Source organism: Stappia sp. ICDLI1TA098, assembly GCF_054880955.1.
Window position 1 is genome coordinate 353,474 of sequence record NZ_JBTZBT010000002.1, and the last position, 17,045, is coordinate 370,518.

General features: G+C 66.0%; 11 protein-coding genes and 1 tRNA gene. 5 read left to right on the forward strand and 7 right to left on the reverse strand.

Annotated features, from left to right (window positions below; genetic code table 11):
• Nucleotides 1-111: 111 nt before the first annotated feature.
• The gene (locus ACSLUQ_RS11975) at nucleotides 112-1,338 is read left to right on the forward strand and encodes a glycosyltransferase (protein ID WP_461808662.1); all 1,227 of its coding nucleotides are present in this window, start codon (nucleotides 112-114) and stop codon (nucleotides 1,336-1,338) included.
• Between the two features lie 128 nt (nucleotides 1,339-1,466).
• On the opposite strand, the gene ACSLUQ_RS11980 is transcribed toward ACSLUQ_RS11975, so the two are convergent.
• The 3 genes from ACSLUQ_RS11980 to ACSLUQ_RS11990 form a co-directional block, all read right to left on the reverse strand.
• Nucleotides 1,467-1,543: transfer RNA gene (locus ACSLUQ_RS11980), tRNA-His, on the reverse strand.
• A 251-nt stretch (nucleotides 1,544-1,794) separates the two neighbouring features.
• Nucleotides 1,795-2,310 carry a phasin gene (locus ACSLUQ_RS11985; protein ID WP_461808663.1) on the reverse strand — a complete coding sequence of 172 codons (516 nt, stop codon included), beginning with the start codon at nucleotides 2,308-2,310 and terminating at the stop codon, nucleotides 1,795-1,797.
• A 321-nt stretch (nucleotides 2,311-2,631) separates the two neighbouring features.
• Nucleotides 2,632-3,021, reverse strand: a complete 390-nt coding sequence (locus ACSLUQ_RS11990) for a phasin family protein (RefSeq protein WP_417772302.1) — start codon at nucleotides 3,019-3,021, stop codon at nucleotides 2,632-2,634.
• 364 nt (nucleotides 3,022-3,385) lie between these two features.
• On the opposite strand from ACSLUQ_RS11990, the gene ACSLUQ_RS11995 reads away from it, so the two are divergent.
• From ACSLUQ_RS11995 to ACSLUQ_RS12010, 4 genes are all read left to right on the forward strand, one after another.
• Entirely contained in the window at nucleotides 3,386-7,783 is a 4,398-nt protein-coding gene (locus ACSLUQ_RS11995) for an ATP-binding protein (RefSeq protein WP_461808664.1), read from the forward strand.
• A 98-nt stretch (nucleotides 7,784-7,881) separates the two neighbouring features.
• A complete protein-coding gene (locus ACSLUQ_RS12000) occupies nucleotides 7,882-8,844 on the forward strand; it encodes a threonine dehydratase (protein ID WP_417772300.1) in 963 nt (320 codons plus the stop codon).
• Between the two features lie 236 nt (nucleotides 8,845-9,080).
• Entirely contained in the window at nucleotides 9,081-10,124 is a 1,044-nt protein-coding gene (locus ACSLUQ_RS12005; protein ID WP_417772557.1) for a Fe(3+) ABC transporter substrate-binding protein, read from the forward strand.
• Nucleotides 10,125-10,248: 124 nt separating this feature from the next.
• A complete protein-coding gene (locus ACSLUQ_RS12010; RefSeq protein WP_461808665.1) occupies nucleotides 10,249-11,976 on the forward strand; it encodes an ABC transporter permease in 1,728 nt (575 codons plus the stop codon).
• 43 nt (nucleotides 11,977-12,019) lie between these two features.
• On the opposite strand, the gene ACSLUQ_RS12015 is transcribed toward ACSLUQ_RS12010, so the two are convergent.
• The 4 genes from ACSLUQ_RS12015 to ACSLUQ_RS12030 form a co-directional block, all read right to left on the reverse strand.
• Nucleotides 12,020-13,312, reverse strand: coding sequence for an NAD(P)/FAD-dependent oxidoreductase (locus ACSLUQ_RS12015; RefSeq protein ID WP_461808666.1), 1,293 nt, complete (start codon nucleotides 13,310-13,312; stop codon nucleotides 12,020-12,022).
• A 45-nt stretch (nucleotides 13,313-13,357) separates the two neighbouring features.
• Entirely contained in the window at nucleotides 13,358-14,755 is a 1,398-nt protein-coding gene (locus tag ACSLUQ_RS12020; RefSeq protein WP_417772297.1) for an aspartate aminotransferase family protein, read from the reverse strand.
• Between the two features lie 61 nt (nucleotides 14,756-14,816).
• Nucleotides 14,817-16,214, reverse strand: coding sequence for a glutamine synthetase family protein (locus tag ACSLUQ_RS12025; protein WP_417772296.1), 1,398 nt, complete (start codon nucleotides 16,212-16,214; stop codon nucleotides 14,817-14,819).
• 128 nt (nucleotides 16,215-16,342) lie between these two features.
• Nucleotides 16,343-17,029, reverse strand: coding sequence for a GntR family transcriptional regulator (locus ACSLUQ_RS12030; protein ID WP_417772295.1), 687 nt, complete (start codon nucleotides 17,027-17,029; stop codon nucleotides 16,343-16,345).
• Nucleotides 17,030-17,045 lie beyond the last annotated feature (16 nt).

Here is a 17,045-nt window from a genome sequence, read left to right on the forward strand (position 1 = left end):
CTGCTTGACACGATGCCTGCGACACTCCTGGCCTGAGGCTTTGCCGGGCCAGCCCTCCCGCCCCTCAGCCCCTCTTTTCTCCCCTGCAAAGGCAGGCTCTTTGAGGCACGAATGCGCTTTCATCTTCCCTGGAATCTGGCGTTCTCCCGCATGGTGGGCGGACCGCACCCCCTCGTGGTTTCCTATGCGACCAATTGCAAGGATCACAGTTTCGACCATGTGGCAGCGATGGAGCAGTCCCCGCCCTCTGCCGTTCGTCGCGGCACACAGCGGGTCGCATCCTATCTTCGCTCACGATCACGCGGGCTGCCGAGCCGCCAGTCGTGGCGACTGGCGCGCCAGGTGGATTTTGCCGAGATAGAGGCAATGGACCAGGCCCTTCCCGAGGATGCCGTCCTGTTCGTCCACACGGCGCCACTCTACTTCGGCAAGCGGCCCTACATCTTTCACTTCGAGTCGTTCCAGACCCTGTTCACACCGTTGCTGTTCACGGGACAGACCCGCGGCGTCGACCTGAAGAAACACGGATACCACGCACATCTTCTGGCCGAACTCGGCTCCAGCCGCTGCCTCGCGATCTTTTCCCATATCGAGCACAGCACGGAAATCCTGCGCGAGGTGATGGGCGATGCCGTGGCGCGCAAGGTCCACTATGTTCCCCTCGCCTTTCAACTCGACAACACCGACTGGTTTCCGCAGAAGTACGAGACGCCCGGTGTCGAGATCCTTTTCACGAACTCCTTTCACAACAATCCGAGCTCGTTCTACCTGCGCGGCGGTCATTTCGTCCTACGCGCGGTCGAAAGCCTGCGCGCCCAGGGTGCCGACGTATCCCTGACGATTCTTTCCTCCAAGCCGCCGGAGTTCGCCGACCGACCGTATTCGGAGACCTCGCAGGGCATCAGATGGATCGACCGCCGCGTTGACGATGGCGAACTGGACGCGCTTTACCGTCAGGCCAAGATCTTCGCCAGCCCTTCCGCTGGCTTGCATTCCTATGGCCTCGTGCGCGCCGTCGCGCATGGTTGCGTGCCGCTGGTTTCCGACGCGCTCGGCTATGACGAGTTTCTCGGGAAGGACAAGTTCACGGCCGGAAGGGTCGAGGGCGTGTTCGACACCGTCTACAGGCGCGAGGACGCCGGCTGGTACAGCGACGACTATTCCACCTTCAGGACGGCCGATGCGCAGCTCGCCGCCGCGACACTCGGCGAGATCGAGCGGCTTCTGGCAACAGACCTCGGGCAGCTCGCCGCCTGCAACCGCGAGCGGATGGCCCGGGCATTCGCCCACGACGCACAACGCAGGCGGTTCAACCGGATGGTCGACGACATGCGCTGAAAGCTGGGACAAGCGAGACCGCGCACGGCCCCGCGCACAGCCACAACACTGCAAACGCGCATAAGCGGCGAATGCAGGAGCGCCCGCATTTCAATGAATTTCGACAGGGGAAATATCAGGGAGGCGAATGGTACAGACGGTTGGAGTTGAACCAACGACCTTCGGAGCCACAATCCGACGCTCTAACCAACTGAGCTACGTCTGCACGTCAATTCGGTGGCGGAAGCTAGTTTGAAAACGCGGGGAATGCAAGAGGTCCGCACCCGTGTTTTCCCGCCTCGTCCACAGCCATGGAGAGGCTGCGTTAGCGCCGCTGCGGCAGGGGATAGCGCAATCGGCACGCCGTATCAACACAGGTTTCGCGCGGAAGCGCCGATCTGGCCAATACGCCATGAAAAAGGGCCCGGCGTGCGAGCACGCCGGGCCCTTTCATAGCTCAAGAAGGCACCTGTGAAATCAGGCGACCTTGAAGTCCTTGGAGCTCTTCTCGACGGCGACCTTGAACGTGCTGGACATCTCGCTGCCGAGCTTGGTGGCGAGTTCCTGCATGTCCTTGGCCTGCGACGAGAAAGCCTCGAACTGGCTGCGCATGAAGGAGGTCTGAAGCTCGATCGCCTGAGCAACCGTCTTCGCCTCGATGAGGTCCTTCATGAAGCTGAAGGTCGCGTCGCTGTTGGTGCGCGCGGCGTCGACAGCCTTGTGGTTCAGGTCGAGGACACCGCGACGCGACGTCTCGAAGCCATCTTCCATGAGGTCGGTCGCGTCTTCGGCGATCGTCTTCATGCGGGAGTAAGCTTCACGGGCCTGCTCGATGCCCTTTTCGGCCATCTCGCGGGTGGCGGCGGGGATTTCCATCTTGGGCATCGAAAAAGCCTCGAAATTCGGGAATGCGACAACGGTATCGTCGATCGCCTTGGCAGTCTTGGCGCGCGCGGTCTTGGCAGCCGCGGTCTTGGTCTCTGTCTCGGTCATGCTTCCAGCTCCTTTTTTCCGGATCGGGTCCGGGCCTTGCGGCCCGCCCGGCGCTCCGGCTGGGAAAAGGTCTCGCGATCCGCAAGCAGGAACATGCTCCGATCGCCAACTACCCACCCTATATAGCCGCACTTATTGTGCATTGCAACATAAATCTCGCAACGCAGCATATTCGAGACGAAACAAAGCCCATCACTCAGGCTTCAGGGAGCCGGAGCGAGGAAGCCGGGCAATGGCGCCCGGACGGCGCGAGACCGCCCGAAACGGCGGTTCCGGCAAAACCCGGCGCGGGCGGGATCGCCGCCGCGCCGGGATCGCGTCCTACTTGGTGCCGGCGTTGCGGGCTGCCGCCTGGGCCGTCTTGGTGGCCTTGTCGCCGAGATCGCGCACCTGCTCGCCGAGCGTCTCCATCTGCTTGCGCAGATAGTCGTTCTGCAGCGCCATCATTTCCTGCACGTCGCCGGCGCGGACCATCTTCTGCGCCAGTTCGAAAGCGGCAGTGATGTTCTCCTCGCTGTATTCCAGCGCGGCACGCCCGAGATTGTCGGCTCCGGCCCGCACGGTCTGGGCATGGTCCTCGGCAGTGCCAACGGCCTTGCGCGTGGCTGCCATGTATTCATCGAAGGCCTTGCGCGCCTGTTCGACGCTGCGGTCGGCGACCTCACGCATCTGCTCGGGAATTTCGAAACCAGGGGTCTTGCCCTTCGTCATGTCGTTTCTCCTTCTGCGCTCGGTCCTCGTTGACGTCGCAATCCGCTCGCCGCCACCCGCGACTGCCGGTGCGGGAGCAAAACCCGGTGCCCGCACGCGGACACCCCTTGCAACAGGTAGCGATCCTAGATGAAATCGCCATGAATGGGAGTCCTTGCGCCTCGGTTTCCGGCCCCGCGGCCTCACGCGCGGTTAACCACGGCGGCAGAGAATAGCGCTCCAGCGCCTGCGCGGCGTGGACGACTCGAAGTTGAAGCGATATTTAACATTCTGTTTACCGCACCCGGCGTCTACCGGGATGCCGACCGCCATCCGGAACGCGGGCGGCGCAGGGGCAGAAAACGGGCTGAAAGGCGGAGGCGGCATGCCCATGAACAGCCAGTTGAGCACCTTCATGGCTTTGAGCGGCTTCGCGGCCGCGACCATCTATCTGACCGACAACCGTCCGGCCTGGATCTGGGCCGACGACGGCAAGACCGTGCTCTGGGCAAATCCCGCCGGCGCGGCGTTTTTCGGCGTCAACTCGCTTGGAGAGCTGTCGGATCTGTCCGGCCTTGCCCGTGCGCCAGCCCGGCCGCACATCGCCCGCGTCGCCACCACGGGCCCGACCGACCGCGACACCACCGATCGGCTGCGCTTCTACCGCGGCCTCAGGGTCATGCTGCTGACCTGCGCCTGCCGCCGCCTCGTCCTTCCCGACGGCCGCAACGGCGCGCTGATCGTGGCAACCGATGCGCCGGACCGCGCCGGCGCGCCGGCCTCGCCGGCGGATCTGGTCACGCTGCTCGCAGCCCAGGGGACCGCAGTGGTCGTCTATCGCCGCAACGGCGAGATCGCCGCACTGACCCCCGCCATCGCGACGACGCCCTCTTTCGAGGCGGTCAAAGATGCGCTTCACGCCGCCAAGCACGCGCCCGCGCACGCCCGCCTCGAGGTCGACGGCGAGGCGCATGACGCGCGCCTGCTGATGCTGGAGACCGGCGAGATCCTGCTCGCCATCGATACCGCACCGGACGACGCTGGCGTTTCCGATCCCGCGGAGACAGAAATCAGCGCTGCTTCGGCAATCCTCGAGGCGCCGGCGACCAGCGTTGCCGAGGCGCACGCGCCGGAGGCGAAAACCCTTGTCGCCGATACCGACGACGACAGGGCGGAGGTATCAGACGAAGACGTATCCGGCGAAGACGCGTCGGGCGAAGAAGACACCCCTTCTGCTTCCGTGACGGCGCCCGCTGAAGCTCCGGCCACAGCGCCCGCGACAGAGCCGGCTCCGGTCCGGCACGGCTGGCGCGCGGCCGGAAGCCTGTTTGCCTTTGCCAGCGCGACGCGCTTCCTGTCTCCAGGCAGCCCGGCCACGCCCGCGGCGAAGCCGGCAGCCGACACCGGGATCGAAGACGCCAGGATCGAAGATGCCGGCGACTACGTTGTTGACGAGAGGCCGCAGCCGGACAACGCCGCAAGCGATTTTGCCGAGCCGGACATGGCCAGCGTGTTTATCGAGCACAGTCTTGAGGAGACCTTCGGCGAGGCCGAAGACGCTCCGATCGAGGACGACGGGGAACGGGATGACACTTCCGCCCCCCTCCTGCCGACGCACGAGCACGCTGCAGAGTGGACCGATACCGAAGCGGAAGCCGTGGAACCCGCGACCGCCGTTCTGGTGGAGGCCGACGCATCGCTTCGGGAAACAGAGGATGCGGGCGGCGAGGTGCCGGACGGCGAGGTGCCGGACGGCGACGCTTCGTCCGCCAGCGAGGCGGCTCCTGTTGTCTCCGGGGCATCCCCCGAACCCGAGGCCAGTGCCGATATCGCCGGCTCCGGCTTCCTGTTCGAACGGCGCGAGCGCGCGGCCCGCTTCGCCTGGAAGATGGACATCGACCGGCGGTTCACCTTTCTCTCCCCGGAGTTCGAGGAAGCGCTCGGTCCGGAAGCCGGCGACATCGTTGGCCTGACGTGGGAAGAAGTCGCGGAGCGGTTCGCGCTGGACGACGACGGCCGCGTGGCCGCGGCCCTGCGCCGGCGCGACACCTGGAGCGGGCGCACCGTGCTCTGGCCGGTGAGTGGCCAGGCGCTGCGCGTTCCCGTCGACATGGCCGCCCTTCCCGCCTTTGACCGCAATCGCGTGTTCGAGGGGTTCCGCGGTTTCGGTGTCTGCCGCACGGCGGAAGCGGAAGCCGACCCCGAAGGGCTTGGCACGACGCTGTTGCCGCGCGAGGCCGCACAGATTTCGCCGGAGCCTGCCAAGACCGGTGAGACCGCCGAGGAGCCGGTGTCCGAGGCCGCAGCAGCCCCCCGCGAGGCGGAGCGCGACACCGACACTGGCGAGGCTGTCGGAACGCTTGCCGCCGTCGCCGCGACCGGCGTGGTGATCGCAAGCGCCCTCACCCCGTCCGAGGCGCAGGCCTTCGAGATCGAGGCGGATGCAGAGCCGCGCGCAGAGGACATATCGTCGACGGACGAGATCGACGGCGATGTGGCCGAAGAAGCCCTTTCCGACGACGTTAAAACCGCTGATGCGGAGGCATCCGGCACCCTCCTTGAAGAAGCCGGCGACACCGAAGCCGCCATCCTCAAGACCGTGTTTGCCGAGAAAACACCGGACACGGAAAGCCGACCGGAGAATGATCTCTTCGCGCAGGCGAACGAAGCCGCACGGGAAGACGACACCGCAAACGCGAATGATGCCGCCCCCGTGACTAACGTCGACGAGAGCGCCGCCGGCCAGCTGGCGGAGACGGTAACGCCGGAACATCTGTTGTCGGGCGAGGAGATCCTGCGGGTCGTCGCTGACGAAACCGACGACCGAACCGGCCTCGCTCCGGCACCGGCGTCCGAGGGCTCCGAAGACGCCGCCGCAGAACGGCCCGAGGGCGTCTCCCGGCACGAAGACACGGCCCTGGAGGGATCGCGTCTTTCGCGTCCGGAGCGCGAGGCCTTCCGCAAGATCGCGGAGGCGCTCGGCGCCCATACTGCCGATGAACCGGCCAGGATATCCGCGCCCGGATCCGCCATCGCCGACCAGCCTCCCGTCGCCAGCGAACCGCGCGACGACACGGCGCCGACGGACGAGCTGGTCGCATATGCAAGCGAGACGGATCCGCTCCTCACGAACGACAATGGGCACGAGGACGAGGTCCTGCCGAGCGCATCGGACCCGAACGTCATCTCCCCCTTGCCGGAAGCTCCAGCGCGCCCGCGCATCTCCGCCGTCCCCACCGCACCGGTTCCCCCGGTCGAGACAACGGGCCGGGCCGAGACGCCGCGCGCGCCGCGAACGACGCTGCTCGACAAGCTGCCGGTCGGCGTGGCAATCGTGCACGGCGAGGACGTCGACTACGCCAATGCAACGCTGCTCGACCTTCTCGGCTACCCGAACATGACCGCGCTGAAGGAAGCCGGTGGCCTCGACGCGCTCTTCGCCGAGCCGGAGGACTGGCCAAGCTCGCTTCCCGGCGCGATGACCGAACGGACAATGCGCATCCGTCTCGCCGAGGGCGGCGGGAAGCCCGTCAAGGCGCGGTTGCACACGGTGCCGTGGCGCGACGGCACCGCGCTGATGATGTCGCTGCTCGACCGCCACGACCCGGTGCAGGAGGCCACCCTCGACCGGCTGCACGAGGCGCAGACCGCGCTGTCGCTGGCCGAAGAGCAGGCAGCGGAAATGGACGCGGTGCTGGAGACGGCGACCGACGGCGTGCTGATCCTCGACGAGAACGGCCTGATCGTGAAGGTCAACCGCTCGGCCGAGGCGCTGTTCAACGCCACGCGCGAGGAAATGGTCGGCGCGCCGCTGACGGACTATCTGGCCCAGGAAAGCCATCGCGACGCCGTCGACTATCTCGACGGGCTCGCCCGCAACGGCGTGGCGAGTGTGCTCAATGACGGGCGCGAGGTGATCGGGCAGCTCGGTTCGGGCGGCCTGATCCCGCTGTTCATGACCATCGGCCGCGTTGGCCATGGCGAGGGGGGCGCGCGCTTCTGCACGGTCCTGCGCGACATCACCCAGTGGAAGAAGGCCGAGGAAGAGCTCACCGACGCCAAGCGCCAGGCCGAGAACGCCAGCTCGAAGAAATCGGACTTCCTGGCCAAGATCAGCCACGAGATCCGCACCCCGCTCAACGCCATCATCGGCTTCTCCGAGGTGATGATGGAGGAGCGCTTCGGTCCCGTCGGCAATGATCGCTACAAGGGCTACCTGCGCGACATCCACAATTCCGGCTCGCATATCATGAGCCTGATCAACGACCTGCTCGACCTGTCGAAGATCGAGGCGGGCAAGCTCGACCTGACGTTCGAGGCCGTCTCGGCCAATGACATCATCCGCGAGTGCGTCGCCTTGATGCAGCCGCAGGCCAACCGCGAGCGCGTGATCATCCGCGCCAGTCTGCCGACCTCTGTGCCGAACATCGTCGCCGACGGACGTTCGGTTCGCCAGATCGTGCTGAACCTCCTGTCCAACGCCATCAAGTTCAACCAGCCGGGCGGGCAGGTGATCGTTTCCTCGGCGCTGGAGGATTCCGGCGAGGTGATCCTGCGCGTGCGCGACACCGGCATGGGCATGAGCCATCAGGACCTTTCGGCCGCGATGGAGCCTTTCCGCCAGCTCCACACCGCCCGTCACGGCGGTGGCACCGGTCTCGGCCTGCCGCTGACCAAGGCGCTGGTCGAGGCGAACCGCGCAAGCTTCCGCATCGATTCAGAACTGAACCACGGCACGCTGATCGAGATCACCTTCCCGCCGCAACGGGTTCTGGCGGAATAAGGCAGGCCATTGACCGCAGGTAGAGGGCGGGACATTGTGTGGGCCCGCCGTCTTTCCGCGCGCTTCCGTGTGCGGCCACCCAAAATCCGGACATGCCGATGCTGAGCCTTGCCGCTATCGAGGACGCCGCCGAAATCGTCTACCGCGCCATGCGCCCCACCCCGCAATATGCGTGGCCGCTGCTGTCGGAGGCCACCGGCCGGACGGTCTGGACCAAGCACGAGAACCACACGCCAACGGGCGCCTTCAAGGTCCGCGGAGGGCTGGTGATGCTGCGCGAACTGGCCGGACGGCTGCCGGGCGGAGCGGGCGTCATTTCCGCGACCCGCGGCAACCACGGCCAGAGCCTTGCCTTTGCCGCCCGTCGCTACGGGTTGGCCTGCACGATCGTCGTGCCCGAGGGGAACTCGCCCGAGAAGAACGCCGCGATGCGGGCCTTCGGCGCAGAGCTGGTCGAGCATGGCGAGGATTTCGATGCAGCGAAAGCCCATGCGGCCGTGCTGGCCGACGAGCGCCGTCTCACCATGATCCCGAGCTTTCATGCCGATCTGGTGCGCGGCGTCGCCACTTACGGCATGGAATTCATGCGCGCCGTAGCTGACCTCGATGTGATCTACGTGCCCATCGGCCTGGGCTCCGGCATCTGCGGGCTGATCTCGGCGCGCAACGTCCTCGGACGCAGGACGAAAATCGTCGGCGTGGTGTCTGAGAACGCCGATGCCTACGCCCGCTCCTTCGAGAGCGGCCAGCTTGTCGACAGCGACAGCGCCGTGACCTTCGCCGACGGCATGGCTGTCCGCTGTCCGGACGAGGCGGCGCTTGCCGTCATCCGCGCCGGAGCAGAAGACATCATCCGGGTCGGCGACGACCAGATCGCCGAGGCCGTGCGCCTTCTCTACCGCTCGACCCACAATCTCGCCGAAGGGGCCGGTGCCGCCGCTCTTGCCGGCCTTGTGGCCGACCGGCGCCGGGGCGACACCGCCGGCATCGTCCTGTCGGGACAGAACATCGACACGGGATTGATGTCGGAAATTCTTGCGGGAAAGACACCTGGCGTCTGACAGCCCGCCGCCAGCCTCGACGCAAAGCCGGCGCAAGGTCCAACTACCACCTCCGCATCGCGGGCAATAGTTTGGAATCATTCCAGACTATTGATTTTACACGCGATTATTCTTGACAGTGACACTCTTGTTTTTATGATGCCGGCATCGACTCGCGCAATGAAAGTTGTGCTTGAGCGAGTGCCACCAACGTCAGGGCCTTGCCCCCTGGACGTGAGGAGACATCCATGACGAAAATGATTTCCGCAACGCGTGCCAGCGCTCTTGCCGGCCTGGTCCTTGCTTCCGCGACACTCGCGACACCTGCCTTCGCCGACGGCGAGGTCAACATCTACTCCTACCGCCAGCCTTTCCTCATCGAGCCCATCCTGAAGGCGTTCACCGAGGAAACCGGCATCAAGGCCAACGTGATCTTCGCGACCGACGGCCTGTCCGAGCGCATTCAGGCCGAGGGCGAGAACTCGCCGGCCGACGTGCTCCTGACCGTCGACATCGGGCGCCTCGATGCGGCCAAGCAGCTCGGCATCACCCAGCCGATCTCGTCCGAGGTGGTGAACGAGAACATTCCGGCCAAGTATCGCGACCCGGAAGGCCACTGGATCGGCCTCACGACGCGCGCCCGCGTCGTCTACGCCTCCAAGGAGCGCGTCGATCAGGACAAGATCACCTACGAGGAGCTTGCCGACCCGAAGTGGAAGGGGCGCATCTGCACCCGCAACGGCCAGCACGTCTACAACGTCGCTCTCATCGCCTCGATGATCGTCAATGACGGTCCGGAGAAGACCGAGCAGTGGCTGAAGGGTGTTCGCGACAACCTTGCCCGCAAGCCGTCCGGCAATGATCGCAGCCAGGTGCAGGGCATCTACTCCGGCGAATGCGATATCTCGCTCGGCAACACCTACTACATGGGTGCGATGCTGAAGAACGAGAAGGAGCCGGAGCAGAAGGAATGGGCCAACTCCGCCAAGATCCTGTTCCCGAACGCCGACGGTCGCGGCACGCATGTGAACATCTCCGGCGTGATGATGGCCAAGAATGCACCGAACAAGGCCGAGGCGGTGAAGCTCATCGAGTTCCTGACCTCCGACAAGGCGCAGCACGTCTATGCCGAGACCAATGACGAATACCCGGTGAAGCCGGGCGTGCCGGTCTCCGAGCTGGTCGCGTCCTGGGGCGAGATCCACCCCGACGACATGTCGCTGTCGGACATCGCCAAGCACCGCAAGGAAGCCAGCGAGCTGGTCGACAAGGTCGGCTTCAACGATGGACCCGCGAGCTGATCTCGAGAGTTCAGTTCCCCGCGACGCGGCGCCCGGTCATTGCACCGGGCGCCGTTTGCCGTTGGTTAAAGCCAACGTGCGAGCCTGAAGACAAACTTGCGTCGCACAGCATGGCCGAGGCCCGATGACTGACGTTCTCGATCATGGCGCCGCACCCCGTGCAGCGCGCGCACCCAAGACCTCCGCCACCGCGGCGGACCGGCTGTGGGTCACCGCCGGTATCGTCGTCGCGGCGCTGACGCTGCTTCCGATCCTCTCGCTTGTGGTGCTCGCGGCCCAGCCGACGGGCAATGTCTGGTCTCACCTGATCGATACCGTCCTGCCGCGCTCGCTGTGGACCACCGTTCTGCTGATGGCCGGCGTTGGCGCGATCACGCTGGTCGTCGGCGTCGGCACCGCCTGGCTCGTGACCATGTGCCGCTTTCCGGGGCGCGCGTTCTTCGACTGGGCGCTTCTGATCCCGCTGGCCGTCCCGACCTACATCATCGCCTACACCTACGTCGAAATCCTCGACTACACCGGACCGGTGCAGTCGGCGATCCGCGCTGTCTTCGGCTTCCATACGGCGCGCGACTACTGGTTTCCCGAAGTTCGCTCCCTGCCCGGGGCGATCTTCGTCATGGGCTTCGTCCTCTACCCGTATGTCTACCTGACGACGCGGGCCTCATTTCTCCTGCAGTCGGCCTGCGCGCTCGACGTGTCGCGCACGCTCGGTGCCGGGCCGGTGCGCCTGTTCCTGCGTGTCGCGCTGCCGCTGGCGCGCCCGGCCATCGTCGTCGGCGTGTCGCTTGCGCTGATGGAATGCCTCAACGACATCGGCGCGGTCACCTTCTTCGGCGTCCACACCATGACCTTCTCGGTCTATGACACCTGGATCAACCGCTCGAGCCTTGCCGGCGCCGCGCAGCTTGCCTGCGCCATGCTGGCGCTCGTCTTCGCGCTGCTGTGGATCGAGCGGCATGCGCGGCGGCGGCAGCGCTTCCACATCACCTCCTCGCGCTATCTGGCCCTGCCGAGCTACGCGCTCGGCGGCGTTCGCGGATTTGCCGCGACGCTTGCCTGCGCCGTGCCAATTCTCATCGGCTTTGTCTTTCCCGCCGCCCTGCTTGCCGATTATGCCAGCCGCCGGCTCGAGGATCTCGCGTCCCCGCAACTCCTCGCCGCGGTCGGCAACACACTGACCCTTTCGATTTCGGCGGCCCTGCTGACCGTCGTGATCGGTATCGTCCTCACCTTCGCCCAGCGCGTGCGAACCAACGCGCTGACCCGCCTGTGCGGTCGCATCGCCTCCATCGGGTATGCGATCCCGGGAACGGTGCTGGCCGTCGGCATTCTCATTCCGCTGGCCCAATTCGACAATTTCATCGACGGCGTCGCCCGCTCGACCTTCGGCTTTTCCACCGGCCTGCTGCTCGTGGGGTCGGGAACGGCGCTCGTCTACGCCTACATGGTCCGCTTCCTGGCTGTCGCCTACGGACAGGTGGAGGGCGGGCTCGGCAAGGTGACGCCGCACCTCGACATGGCCGCGCGCACGCTCGGCCGCTCCTCCGGCAAGCTGCTGTTCGAGATCCATCTGCCGCTGATCCGCCCGGTGCTGATGACCGCGCTGCTGCTTGCCTTCGTCGACTGCATGAAGGAATTGCCGGCGACCATCCTGCTTAGGCCGTTCAATTTCGAAACGCTCGCGACAACCGTCTACAACGCTGCCTCACGCGAAGCCTTCGGCGAGGGGGCGCTGCCGGCGTTGCTCATCGTTCTGGTCGGCCTGGTTCCGGCGATCATGCTGGCGCGCACCTCGGCACGCACCTTCCGCGACCGCAGCAGCACCCGCAAAACCGGCCAGGGCAGGTAACAGCCGCCTTTTCTCCGCCGGTCCCCGCGCGATTTCCGGCCGCCTACCAGAGGCGGTCACGCAGCGAAAACCAGCTCATGGCAAGCGCGAGGATCGGCCACCGGAACATTCGCCCGCCCGGGAAAGGCGGCGTCTTCAGCCTTGAGACGACGTCGAAACGATCCGTGTCGCCGAGGATCGCCTGTGCCACCACATGGCCCGAGAACCCCGAAATCGCAACGCCGTGGCCCGAGAAGCCGGCGGCGACATAGACGCGCGGATGGGTGCGCCGGATCGCGGGAAGCCGTGTCTGGGTAACCGCCAGCGTGCCGCCCCAGACGTGGGAGGCCGGCACCATGGCAAGCTCCGGGTAGACCTTGGCCAGATGCGCGCGCACGAAGGATTCCAGATCCCGCGGACCGCCCCGGCGGTAGGTCTCGCCGCCGCCGAACAGGAGGCGCCTGTCGTTCGTCAGGCGCCAGTAGTAGACGACGAAGCGGCTGTCCGAGACCGCCTCGCGACCGGGGATGAGCGCATCCGCCTGCGTCTTTGTCAGCGGCTCGCTGGTCAGGATGTAATTGTTGATCGGCATGACGCGGGCCTCGCTTGCCGCATCGAGGCCGGCAAGATAGCCATTGCCGGCGAGAAGCACGGCCTCCGCCTCGACACGCCCGCCCGAATCCGTCGTCAGAACCGCGCCGGAGGGACCGTGTTCGAGCCTGACGACCCGGCTTGTCTCATGGATCGCACCACCGGCGCTTTCCACGGCCTCAGCCAGACCCTCGGCGAGCTTGAGCGGATGCAGGTGACCACCGCCCATGTCGCGCACGCCGCCATGATAGACATCCGTGCCAATCGCCTCGGCAAGCGCCTCACGGCCAAGCGGGCGCAGCTTTTCGTAGCCGTAGTCTCGGGACAGCTTTTCCGCGTAGTCCCATTCCTCGGTGACAAAACGCTTCTTGTGCGCCGCCTCGATCAGGCCCGGCATCCAGTCGCAATCGATGCCATGGCGCTCGGCGCGCGCGTGAAGCAGCGCCTTGGCTTCCTCGGCCAGATCCCAAAGGCGACGTGCCATCTCGGGGCCATACTGCGCCTCGAGATAGTGCTGGTCGCGCCGCTGGCCGCTGTGGAGTTGGCCGCCGTTGCGCCCCGTCGCGCCCCAGCCGACCCGCTCCGCTTCGAGAACCACGACCCGTCGCCCGGCTTCCGCCAGCGTCAGGGCGGCATTGAGCCCCGTGAACCCTGCCCCGACAATCGCCACGTCCGCCTTGAGCGTTCCCTCGAGCGCCGCGCGGGGCGGGCGCTGAGGGATCGTGGCGGCATAGTAGCTGGGCGCGTGGGCGGCTCGTGCAGGCATCGGGGCCTCGGATCGAAACGGGGCTGAAGGCGCGGAGAAACAGTCTCAGGCGGCGACGCGCCCGTCCTTTTTCAGCGCCGACCAGGTCTCGTCGAGGGTGCGTTCGGCCCGTGCGACCAGGTCGTCCGCTTCCTCGTGGGAGAGCACCAGCGGTGGCGAGATGATCAGGCTGTCGCGCACCGCGCGCATGACCAGACCATTGTCGAAGGACGTGTCGCGGGCGAGCGCCCCGACCTCGCCGACAGGCTCGAAAGCCCGCGACCGGTCGCCGCGCGCCGGCACCAGCTCGAGCGCACCGACCAGCCCCACCATGCGCGCTTCGCCAACCAGCGGATGCTCGCCGAGCTCCAACCACTTCTTCTGCAGATAGGGGCCGATGTCGTCGGCTACGCGCTCCACCAGCTTCTCGCGCTGGAGGATCTCGAGATTGGCGAGCGCGGCCGCGCAGCAGGCCGGGTGCCCGGAATAGGTATAGCCGTGATAGAATTCGCCGCCCTTTTCGATGAAAGCGTCGGCGATCCTGTCCGAAACGAGAACGCCGCCGATCGGCAGATAGCCCGAGGAAATGCCCTTGGCGATCGGCATCAGGTCCGGCTCGATGCCGTAATACTGCGAGCCGAACCAGGTGCCGAGCCGGCCGAAACCGCAGATCACCTCGTCGGCAACGAGAAGAATGTCGCGTTCCTTGCAGATACGCGCGACCTCCGGCCAGTAGCTGTCGGGCGGAATGATGACGCCGCCCGCCCCCTGGATCGGCTCGGCGATGAAGGCCGCGACCGTGTCCTCGCCAAGCTCGTCGATCTTGCGCTCAAGCTCGCGGGCCGCCCAGAGGCCGAACTCGTCGGGCGACATGTCTCCGCCCTCCCCGAACCAGTACGGCTGGGCGACGTGATGGACGCCGGGCACCGGCAGGTCGCCCTGCTCGTGCATGCCCTTCATGCCGCCGAGGCTCGTGCCGGCGAGCGTCGAGCCGTGGTAGCCGTTCCAGCGGCCGATGATCGCCTTTTTGCCGGGCTTGCCTTCCAGGTCCCAATAGGTGCGGACCATGCGGAAGACGGTGTCGTTGGCCTCGGACCCCGAGGAGGTGAAGAAGACGCGGTTGAAGCCGGCCGGAGCGAGTTCCGCGAGCTTCTCCGCCAGCGCGATCGCGGGCGGATGGCTCGTCTTGAAGAAGGTGTTGTAATATTCGAGTTCGCGCATCTGGCGGGTGACCGCATCGACGATCTCTTCACGGCCATGGCCGACCTGGCAGCACCAGAGCCCCGCCATCCCGTCGAGATAGCGCTTGCCGTCGCTATCGGTGAGCCAGACGCCCTCGGCCGAGGTGATGATGCGCGCGCCCTCGCGGTTCAGCGCACCGGTGTCGGTGAAAGGGTGGATGTGATGAGCCGCGTCGCGCGCGCGCAGGTCGCTCGTCGGATATCGGTTCGAAGAAGCGGTCATGGTGCGTCTCCCGGTCGTTTCTTCATCATTGATTGGCATGGAGCGTGAGGGAAGGCGTGTGTCAGACGTTGAGCAGCAGGTATTCCCGCTCCCAGGGGCTGATCACGCGCATGAAGGTTTCGAACTCTTCCTGCTTCACGGCACGATAGGTGGCGACGAATTTCTCTCCGAAGACATCGATCAGATCGTCGCATTCGCCAAAGAGGTCGACCGCCTCGAGAAGCCCGCGCGGCAGAGCGTGCATGCGTTCGCTGAAGTCGCCCATGATGGGCTCGTCCGGCGTCAGCTTCTGCTTGATGCCGAGATAGCCGCAAGCCAGCGAGGCGGCGATGGCGAGATAAGGATTGGCGTCGGAGGATGGCACCCGGTTCTCCAGCCGGCGCGCCGCCGGCTTGGAATTGGGCACCCTCAAACCGACCGTCCGGTTGTCGTATCCCCAATGGACGTTCACCGGCGCGGTCGTGCCCCGGGTGAAGCGCCGGTAGGAATTGACGTAGGGCGCAAGGATGCAGGTCACGGCCGGCAGGAATGCCTGATGGCCGGCGATGAAGGCCAGGAACTCCTGGCTCGCCTCGCCGTCCTCGCGCGAGAAGATGTTGTTGCCCGTCTCCTTGTCCACCAGCGACTGGTGGATGTGCATGGATGAGCCCGGCTGGTTCGACATGGGCTTGGCCATGAAGGTGGCATACATGTCGTGGCGCAGCGCCGCCTCACGGATGGTGCGCTTGAACAGGAACACCTGGTCGGCCAGTTCCAGCGGGTGACCGTGGCGCAGGTTGATCTCCATCTGCGCCGCGCCTTCCTCGTGGATCAGCGTGTCGATCTCCAGCCCCTGCGCGCCGGAGAGGTCATAGAAATCGTCGATCAGATCGTCGAACTCGTTGAGCGCGGAGATCGAATAGGACTGACGCCCCACCTCCGGACGGCCCGAGCGGCCGGTAGGCGGCTCCAGCGGATAGTCCGGATCGGTGTTCGGACGCACCAGGTAGAACTCCATCTCCGGCGCGACCAGGGGCTCCCAGCCCTCATCCTCATAGAGCGCCAGAACGCGCTTGAGCACGTTGCGCGGCGCCGTCTCCACCGGGATGCCCTCCCGCGTGTAGGCGTCGTGGATGAGCTGGGCGGTGGGATCCGTCTCCCAGGGCACCGTCGTCAGCGTCGAATAGTCGGCGCGGAAGAACAGGTCGCCATCAGTCGGGCTGTGCTGGAAGCGCTCGTCGTCTGGCGGATAGTCGCCCGAGATCGTCTGGGCGAAGATCGACGAGGGCATCGTCATCACCGGCCCCGAAAAGAACTTCTCCGTCGGCATCATCTTGCCGCGCGCCACGCCGGCGAGATCGGGCACGATGCACTCGATGTCCTCGATCCCGCGCTCCGAAAGCCAGATGCGGGCCTCGTCGAGGGTCGCAACACCGCGACGGCTGTCGAGCTTGGGTGCGGATTTCTTTTTCTTGCTCACGTCATCCTGCCTTTCCGGCGCGGCGCGGGCCCGTGCAGTCCCGGACCGGCTTGCGGGCAATTCGCCCCCGGCCCATGCGGATCGCCCCGCAGTCTCGGCGCCAATTTGTGATCACATTACAGACGTTGTCAATCAGCGGCTCCGACGGCGCGCTCCAGCAACTCCATGCCACAACGGATGTCCCCTTCGACCGCCTGTGCCAGCGCCTCCCCGTCGCCGGCGGAGATGGCCTCGACGGCCTGCTTGTGGTGATCGACGAGAACCGCGGTGCCCACCCGACCATAGACCGTGCGCATGAAGGGGCCGAACTGCATCCACAGGCTCTCGACCAGCGGCAGAAGAACCTCCGACCCGGCCGCCTCGTAAATGCGGAAATGGAACTCATGGTTCAACCGCATGTAGGTCTCGGCGTCGCCCGTCTCGAGGCTCTGGTCGATACGCCTGTCAATAAGGAGCAGAGCCTCGGCATCGACAGGCCCGAGACCCGGACTCGCAAGGCGTGCAAGCTCGGGTTCCAGCAGGAGACGCGCCTTGAGGATCTCCGCGAGCCGCGCCAGCGTCATGGTCGGCACCTGGATGCGGCCGTTCGCCCGGATCTCCAGCGCGTTGCCCGCGGCGATGGTGCGCAGCGCCTCGCGCACAGGCATCGGACTGACACCGAGCTCCTGGGCAAGACCGCGCAGGGTGACCGTGCGCCCCGGTACGAAACGCCCGGTGAGCAAGGCCTCGCGCAGGCTTCGCTCGACCTCGCTGCGCATCGGTCCGCGGGTGCGGCGCAAACCTTCCTCAACGCGCATTCGGGGCCTGGCGCCCATTCTTTTGGTCTCCGGC